The sequence below is a fragment of the Aeromonas sp. HMWF016 genome, assembly GCF_963878195.1.
GTDB classification, from domain to species: domain Bacteria; phylum Pseudomonadota; class Gammaproteobacteria; order Enterobacterales; family Aeromonadaceae; genus Aeromonas; species Aeromonas lacus.
On sequence record NZ_CAWNWX010000084.1, the window covers coordinates 26653 to 33948 of the forward strand.

Genomic DNA, 7296 nt, shown 5'->3' on the forward strand with positions numbered 1-7296 from the left:
GCCTTGTCACAATTCAGAGGTCAATATCAACATGAGCATGGGACACAGATTCAGAGTCCATTCAGTCAGCAGCGCCATCGGGCGCGCCATGGTATTGATCCTCTTCATGGCCAGCCTTATTGCAGTAGTTGCCATGGTCACCCTCTTCTATTCGGTACCCGATGCCAAGGCGATCAACCTCTCCGGTTCGCTGCGGATGCAGGCTTACCGGATGGCTTACGAAATCGAGCGGGGCGAGAGTGTACTGGGCCGCCTCTCCCAGTTTGAAGAGACACTGCACGCCGCTGAGCTGCAGGAGACCCAGCGCTGGATCACCCCCGCCTCCCTGCGCCGCACCTATGGCGAAGTGCTCGATCAGTGGCAGGAGATGCGTCAGCACATCGAAAACAGCACCCCCAGACGCTACACCGACAACACCGAGAAGTTTGTGGCTGCCATCGACGATTTCGTCAATCAGATGCAGTACCACGTCGAGTTCAAGGTACGGATGCTGGCACTGGCTGAGGGGCTGGGCTTGCTTGCCATCATCCTCATCGCCTGGTTTACGGTGCGCTTTACCCGCAAGCAGGTGGTCGCCCCGCTCAATCAGCTGGTCTATTGTGCCCGCCAGATCCAGCGCCAGGATTTCGATCTGCAGCTGCCCAGCCACGGTGAAAATGAGCTGGGGGAACTGTCGCGTGCCTTTGTCACCATGGCCGACGAATTGGGCAAGCTCTATCGCGAGCTGGAGAACAAGGTGGAGGAGAAAACAGCCAAGCTGCAACAGGCCAACGACACCCTCTCCTTCCTCTACAGCACGGCCCAGAAACTGCACGCAGCACCGCTCAGCACCCGCACCCTCATCAAGCTGCTGGACAGGGCGGCTGCCCACCAGCATATCGATTACATCCGACTGACCCGCTTCGAAAATAACGCCATGCCGGTCTACACCTCCGGGCGTACCGGCTGGCCAGGCGATCTCGATGCGGTGGCCAGTTTCTATCTGCAGATGGATGATCAGGAATTTGGCCGGCTCGACATCATCAGCCAGCACCCCATTGACGAGCGCCTGATCAGAAACTTCACCATGCTGCTGGCCCAAGTGCTGCACAAGGATCAGACCCTGCTGCAACACCAGCGGCTGCTGCTAATGGAGGAGCGGGCCGTCATCGCCCGCGAGCTGCACGACTCGCTGGCACAGGCACTCTCCTACCTCAAGATCCAGTCCACCCTGCTCAAACGCTCCTACGCCAAGGGGCAACAGGATAAGGCGCAGGAGGCGATGCAGCAGATCGACGAGGGGCTCAGCAACGCCTACACCCAGCTGCGCGAGCTGCTCGGCACCTTCCGCCTCACCATAGGTGATGCCAATCTGGGTGAAGCGATCCGGGTAATGCTCGATCAGCTGCAGCCCCAGACCAACGCCGAGATCCGGTTCCACTACGGGCTGGCCGACTCGGATCTTGAAGCAGGCCAGCACATCCATATTCTGCAACTGATCCGTGAGGCAGTGCTCAACGCCATCAAACATGCCAATGCGCAAGTGATTGATGTTAGCTGTGAGACCCTCGCCAGTGGTAACATTGAGGTTCAGATTTCAGATGACGGTGTCGGTATTGGACTCGCCAGCTCGGCGATTAACCATTACGGCTTGAGTATCATGAACGAACGCGCCAACAAACTGCACGGCCTGTTGACCATCAACGAACAGCAGCCACAAGGCACCCGTGTGCATCTGACTTTTCCCACCAGTCTAGCGAGAGACGCCTGATGGACGAGATGAAATACAGTGTTCTGGTCGTAGATGACCATCCCCTGATGCGCAAAGGGATTGTGCAGTTACTGGCTCTGGAAGAGAACATGGAGGTGATCGGTGAAGCCTCCAACGGTACTGACGCCGTGGCACTGGCCAAGGAGTCCGAGCCGGATCTGATCCTGCTGGATCTCAACATGAAGGGGCTCTCCGGTCTCGATACCCTCAAGGCGCTGCGGGCCGAAGAGGTCACCTCCCGGGTCGTCATCCTGACCGTCTCCGATGCCCGCCAGGATGTGGTGGCTCTGCTCAAGGCCGGTGCCGATGGCTACCTGCTCAAGGACACCGAACCGGACCTGCTGCTGGCCCAGCTGGCCGACGTGATGACCGGCAAGCAGATCCTGAGCGAGCCGCTGCGCCCCTACCTCGAGAATATCTACGAGCTGGATCACCTGCAGCAGAAGCTTGAGAGCTTAACGCGTCGCGAAATGCAAATCCTGCGTGAAATTGCAAAAGGCCTCTCCAATAAACAGGTCGCTTCCGTACTCCATATCTCCGAGGGGACGGTCAAGGTTCACGTGAAGAGCCTGCTGAAGAAACTCGAGGCGCAGAGCCGCGTGGAAGCGGCTGTCATGTATCTTGAGCAGCGTAACTAAACGCCCTCAACCTCCCGAAAAGCCACCCTCCGGTGGCTTTTTTCATTCTCTGGCACAGTCGCTGCATTGAGCTATTCAGCAACTACTCAATGGAGGATGGAACATGAAACTGCAACCTTTGGCCCTGTTCCCCTTGCCTTCCCACATACTCCCGGGCGGCAAGCTGCCTCTGCGTTTGTTCGAGCCCCGTCATCTGCAGATGCTCAAAGAGTCATTCATCAACGATCAGGGGTTTGGCATCGTGATGGAAGAGTCGACCACCTCGGGACAAGCAGGTCGCATCCTGCCGGTCGGTACCCGAGTCAAGGTGACTGACTTCTACACCCTGAACGATGGGATGCTGGGGATCACCGTACTGGGGCTGGAGCGCTTCTGCATCCACGAGATGGAGACAGACGAACTGGGACTGCGTCGCGCCAAAGTGGAAACGCTGCCCAACTGGCCAAGCACCCACTCCGACTTCCACGACAAATTGCTGGTGAATCGCCTGCGCGAGGTGTTCGAGCAGTATCCGGAACTTGATGAACTCTACCCGGAGAAGCGCTTTGAAGATGCTGCCTGGCTCTGCCAGCGCTGGCTCGAAATCCTGCCGATGCCGATTTATGAAAAGCAGATGCTGATAGCCAAACAAAACAGCGAAGCGGCTCGCAAATTCCTGCATCGCCTGATTTCACAATGACAAAAGCAGCTTTGCAAAATGCAATTATTCCAACAATGAAAATCGAAATTTCGCATTTTGCAAATGAGTAGGAACACAACAAGCCATGACAAGAGAGAGCCGCTGCGCTAAACGGCCAAATTGAACACAAAAGAGTCATTTAAAAGTTGGCACAGATTTTTCATATAGATTTGTACAACCCGATTTATCCCGTGCTCTCTTCAGTATTTGCTGAAGAACTGGTCAACCCACAAAGTTGACCATTTTTTTTATCCGCGCGTCGGCAACCGTTGACCAAAGTGACGCTGCAGACAGTCACGCAGTCGTGACAAGGTGATCGGCTTGGCGAGAAAATCATCCATCCCCTGAGCCAGACAGCAGGCCTTGTCCTCTGCCATTGCATTGGCCGTCAACGCGACGATGGGCATGGTGTAACCCATCTCCCGCAACCGTCTGGTCGCCTCCAGTCCATCCATCTGCGGCATTCGCATATCCATCAGGATCAGGTCCGGCTGCTGTTGCTCCACTTGCGCCAGCGCATCCAGTCCATTGACGGCCAACCGGACATGGCTCACCAGTTTTTGCAGCATCAGCGACACCACCAGCTGATTGACCGGGCTATCTTCCACCACCAGCACATCGAGCGGCAGCAGGGCGGGAGCACTCTCTTCCAGAGCAGGCTGGCAGTGGCAAGGTAGCGCCATGTTGCTGAGCTCAAACCAGAAGCAACTCCCCTTGCCAGGCTCACTCTCCAGCCGGATCTCCCCGCCCATCAGGGAAACCAGCCGCTTACTGATGGCGAGGCCAAGGCCGGTCCCCGAGAAGCGACGGGTGGCCGAGTTATCGACCTGCGAGAAGGGTTCAAAAAGCTGGGACTGATCCTCCGGGGCAATCCCGATCCCGGTATCACTCACCGAAACCCGCAATTTCTCCTCATGCCAGCCGAGCCGCAGCGTCACCCTCCCCTCATCGGTAAATTTGAGGGCGTTGTCGAGCAGATTGCCGATCACCTGGGAGAGCCGCATCGGGTCTCCCTGCAACTCCCCAGGCACACCATCGTCTACTTCACAGCACAACTCGATCCCCTTGGCATCGGCCCTTGCATGCAGCGGCTCGATAAGCGACTGACAGAGGCGTTCTGTCTGCATCGTCTCGCAGTGAAATACCAGAGTCTGGGATTCGATTTTCGAGAAGTCGAGCACATCGTCGATAATGGTTTGCAGCAATCTGGCCGAGTGGGTCGCGTGACGCAGCAGGCTCTGCTGATCAGGTGCCAGCTCGGCATGTTGCAACAGATCGAGCATGCCCAGCACCGCGTTCATCGGAGAGCGGATCTCGTGGGTCATCATGGCCAGAAACTGGGATTTGGCGCGGTTGGCCGCTTCGGCTTCATCCCGTGCCCGAGCCAGCTCCTCCTCACGCCGGATCTGGCTGCTGATGTCCCGCGCGGTGCCGCGGTAGCCGATAAAGTTGCGCTCTTCATCGAAGCTCGGCTCGGCGCTCACCTCCATCCAGCAAGGCCCACCCTGCAGAGCGACCTGCATTCGCACTGCCCGAACCGGCTGACGCTGTTCCAGCAGTTCGAGGTAGACGTTGGCTTCCCGGCTGCCCTTGTTGCAAACATAGTCATAGAGAGTCGGCCGGGTAGAGAGCGGCATCTGCTCATCGAGATAGCCGGGCTCGGAGGCGTAGCTGAGTCTGTGCTCGGCATCCGTCTCCCAAAACCAGTCCGACGCCATGGCGGCAAAACTGCGAAAACGGCGCTTGCTGGCCTGCAGAGCCTCGGTCTTGGCCGCAACTTGCTCCTGCAAGCGAGCCCGGTAGGTGATGTTGACAAGTGCCTGCGAGATGAGCGGGCGGCAGCGCTGCATCGCCGCCTTGCTGGTGAGATCGAACGTGCCGGCACGGGAGTGACGGCAGATGATGGTGGCACTGAATCCGGGAGCCTGCAGCCCGGTGAGCATCAGGCTCGCCCATCCCGGCGCTGCAGCGAGATCCGCCAGCTCAGGCAACTGGGAAGGGTCGTAGATCACCAGCGTCTCTCCCGCAATCGCCCGGCCAAATGCCGGTGTCATGGCCCAGTTATGTCCCTGCTCCACAGGCTCGGTAGTGAGGTGGGTGACCCCTACTTTTCCTTCCCAAGCCACCACATCCGCATGCTCAAATCCGATAAAAGGCTTGAGCACCTGGATGAGGCTCTCCAGCACCTGCTCCGGCGTCTGGGCATCGGCCAGTGTCGCTACCCCGCTCAGCAGGGTCTGGGATTCATGCCGGTATTTGGCCTCGCGCTCACGACAACGCATCAGATCGACCAGAGTGGTCTGCAGTTTGTCGCCCAGGGCTTCCAGTTCGCTGTTGCCAATCATCTTGTTGCCTGTTCTCTAACGGGTCAGGAAGATCACGCTCGATACCATCAGGTTGCCGTGAGCCAGCTCACCGTGGGGCAGCCGCCCCTGCTCGCCGAACGTAAAGGGAGTGATAAAGGGGATTTTGCCGAGACGAGCACGGCTCTGTTCGACAAACTCGCACAACATATCACCAAGCGCCAAACGGCAACCAGCACAAAAGATGATAAGCGCGCCGATAGGTTGCAATTCAACATCGACACCATAGCCCGGCTCGATCCGGATTGCATTGAGGCTACGTTGCAACAATCCCTCCTGACTGCTGTACATCAGGAGCAACCGTTCGCCCGGAGCCACCTCGGTAAAGAGGCGCAAGCCCCCCTGCTCGGTAACCGCCTCCGGATGAGAGAGCTTGTAATAGGGAACGCCATCGAGGGAGCCCACCTGACGAGCCAGTGGATTGAGCGTGGTTTCGCGCAAGATGGGGCCCACAGGCCAGGGGGACTGGCGCCCGCACCAGCGGGCATAGACCTCTGCGGCGGGCTGGTGATCAATAGTCAGCACCTCCCGCCCATGGCAGGAGGTGATCTCGCCGCTGCATTCGGCGGGGACGTAGCCGGAGTGAAACTGAAACGCGAGCTGGCAGTCGGGATAGAGCACCGCCAGCACGATGCCGTCGCGGGTCATCGACTCGTCCCAACAGAGTTGCCAATTGCCGCTGACACTGTTGTCTGCTGCAGAGCCGCCGACCACGGGTACGGATGCGCCCAACTCTGCCTCAATACCGGCCAAAAGCCCTTCTTCCTGGCCGGGACTGGCATGAAAGAGGATAAGCTGGGGCAACTCGCCGGGTCGGCCACAGTCACTCATGGCGCGACGCAGCAACTGCCTCACATCGACCTGACTACCGCTGGCGCCGGCGATGCCATAGGCTCCCGCCTCGTCGTAAAATGCCGCCACCGCCAGACCATATCCCTGTCTGGCATGATGGCCCACCTCGGTCATCACCCCGCCGCAGGAGCTGCACCCCAGCAAACGAGTGGTCGGGAATTGGCGTTTTAGCTCGGAACAGACTATCTCGCCCTCATGGGCCTCGGTAAAATAGATCAGCAACAGGGAGGGAGCCTGCATGGAATGGTGGCGCAGTCGCGCACAGATCTCTTGAGCCGCCAGCGCTGAACTTTCAGCGAGGGAGTGAACGGTCAGAAATTTCAACACCATCTCCTTGTCGTGTTAACGGATGCCAGTCGCAAGCAAAAATCATACCTTTATCAAACAATTACCTTGACCCACTTGCTAATATAGCGGTCAACTGAGACCAATGACAGGATGCCTTCATGTGGCAGAAAAACATCAATGACTTCGAGCGGGTCGTTGCCATCGGTGGTGGCCACGGTATGGGACGAGTGCTCTCATCCCTCTCGTTCTTGGGTCAACGCCTGACCGGCATAGTCACCACAACAGATGATGGTGGCTCCACCGGACGCCTGCGCAAGAGTCAGGATTGCATCGCCTGGGGCGATCTTCGCAACTGCCTCAATCAGCTGGTGACCGATCCCAGCATCGGCAGCATGCTGTTTGAATATCGCTTCGCCGGCCGGGGCGAACTGGCGGGACACAACCTCGGCAACCTGATGCTGCTGGCACTCGATAACCTCTGCGTCCGTCCTCTTGATGCTATCAAGCTCATTAGCGACATGCTCAAAATCGAGTCACAATTGCTACCCATGTCTGAATTTCCGACCGATCTTTGCGCCAACATGGAGTGCGGCACCCGGATCTTGGGAGAGGTCTCGATCGACCAGCTCGCCTCCCCACCGCTCTCCCTTGGCCTGATGCCCGAAGTACAGGCCACCAGAGAGGCGGTACAGGCGCTGCAACAGGCTGATATGGTCATCCTCGGGC

6 protein-coding genes are annotated in these 7296 nt (G+C 58.2%); 4 read left to right on the plus strand and 2 right to left on the minus strand.

The features are described 5' to 3' along the window. The first annotated feature begins 37 nt into the window (after positions 1 to 37). The 3 genes from narQ (at position 38) to AACS24_RS13195 (ending at position 3067) form a co-directional block, all read left to right on the plus strand. Positions 38 to 1750 carry a nitrate/nitrite two-component system sensor histidine kinase NarQ gene (gene narQ / locus AACS24_RS13185; RefSeq protein ID WP_108570961.1) on the plus strand — a complete coding sequence of 571 codons (1713 nt, stop codon included), beginning with the start codon at positions 38 to 40 and terminating at the stop codon, positions 1748 to 1750. Continuing rightward, positions 1750 to 2388: a two-component system response regulator NarL gene (narL, locus tag AACS24_RS13190; RefSeq protein ID WP_033114985.1), complete on the plus strand. Its 639-nt coding sequence runs from the start codon at positions 1750 to 1752 to the stop codon at positions 2386 to 2388. Before narQ ends, narL begins: the two co-directional genes overlap by 1 nt. A gap of 103 nt (positions 2389 to 2491) precedes the next feature. Next, complete coding sequence (locus AACS24_RS13195; RefSeq protein WP_033114984.1) at positions 2492 to 3067, plus strand: LON peptidase substrate-binding domain-containing protein; 576 nt, start codon at positions 2492 to 2494, stop codon at positions 3065 to 3067. 248 nt (positions 3068 to 3315) lie between these two features. Here AACS24_RS13195 and AACS24_RS13200 read toward each other — a convergent pair whose 3' ends face one another. Together AACS24_RS13200 and AACS24_RS13205 are read right to left on the minus strand one after the other, a co-directional pair. Further along, a complete protein-coding gene (locus AACS24_RS13200) occupies positions 3316 to 5412 on the minus strand; it encodes a PAS domain-containing hybrid sensor histidine kinase/response regulator (protein ID WP_108570962.1) in 2097 nt (698 codons plus the stop codon). Positions 5413 to 5427: 15 nt separating this feature from the next. Further along, entirely contained in the window at positions 5428 to 6612 is a 1185-nt protein-coding gene (locus AACS24_RS13205) for an FIST signal transduction protein (RefSeq protein WP_108570963.1), read from the minus strand. A gap of 116 nt (positions 6613 to 6728) precedes the next feature. Here AACS24_RS13205 and yvcK point away from each other — a divergent pair. Then, positions 6729 to 7296: uridine diphosphate-N-acetylglucosamine-binding protein YvcK (gene yvcK / locus AACS24_RS21945; RefSeq protein ID WP_375124099.1), on the plus strand; the 568-nt coding region annotated here is incomplete at its 3' end.

Coding starts and splice junctions, on each gene's coding strand:
- narQ (WP_108570961.1), top strand. CDS start 38: ATGGGACACAGATTCAGAGTCCATTCAGTCAGCAGCGCCATCGGGCGC.
- narL (WP_033114985.1), top strand. CDS start 1,750: ATGGACGAGATGAAATACAGTGTTCTGGTCGTAGATGACCATCCCCTG.
- AACS24_RS13195 (WP_033114984.1), top strand. CDS start 2,492: ATGAAACTGCAACCTTTGGCCCTGTTCCCCTTGCCTTCCCACATACTC.
- AACS24_RS13200 (WP_108570962.1), bottom strand. CDS start 5,412: ATGATTGGCAACAGCGAACTGGAAGCCCTGGGCGACAAACTGCAGACC.
- AACS24_RS13205 (WP_108570963.1), bottom strand. CDS start 6,612: ATGGTGTTGAAATTTCTGACCGTTCACTCCCTCGCTGAAAGTTCAGCG.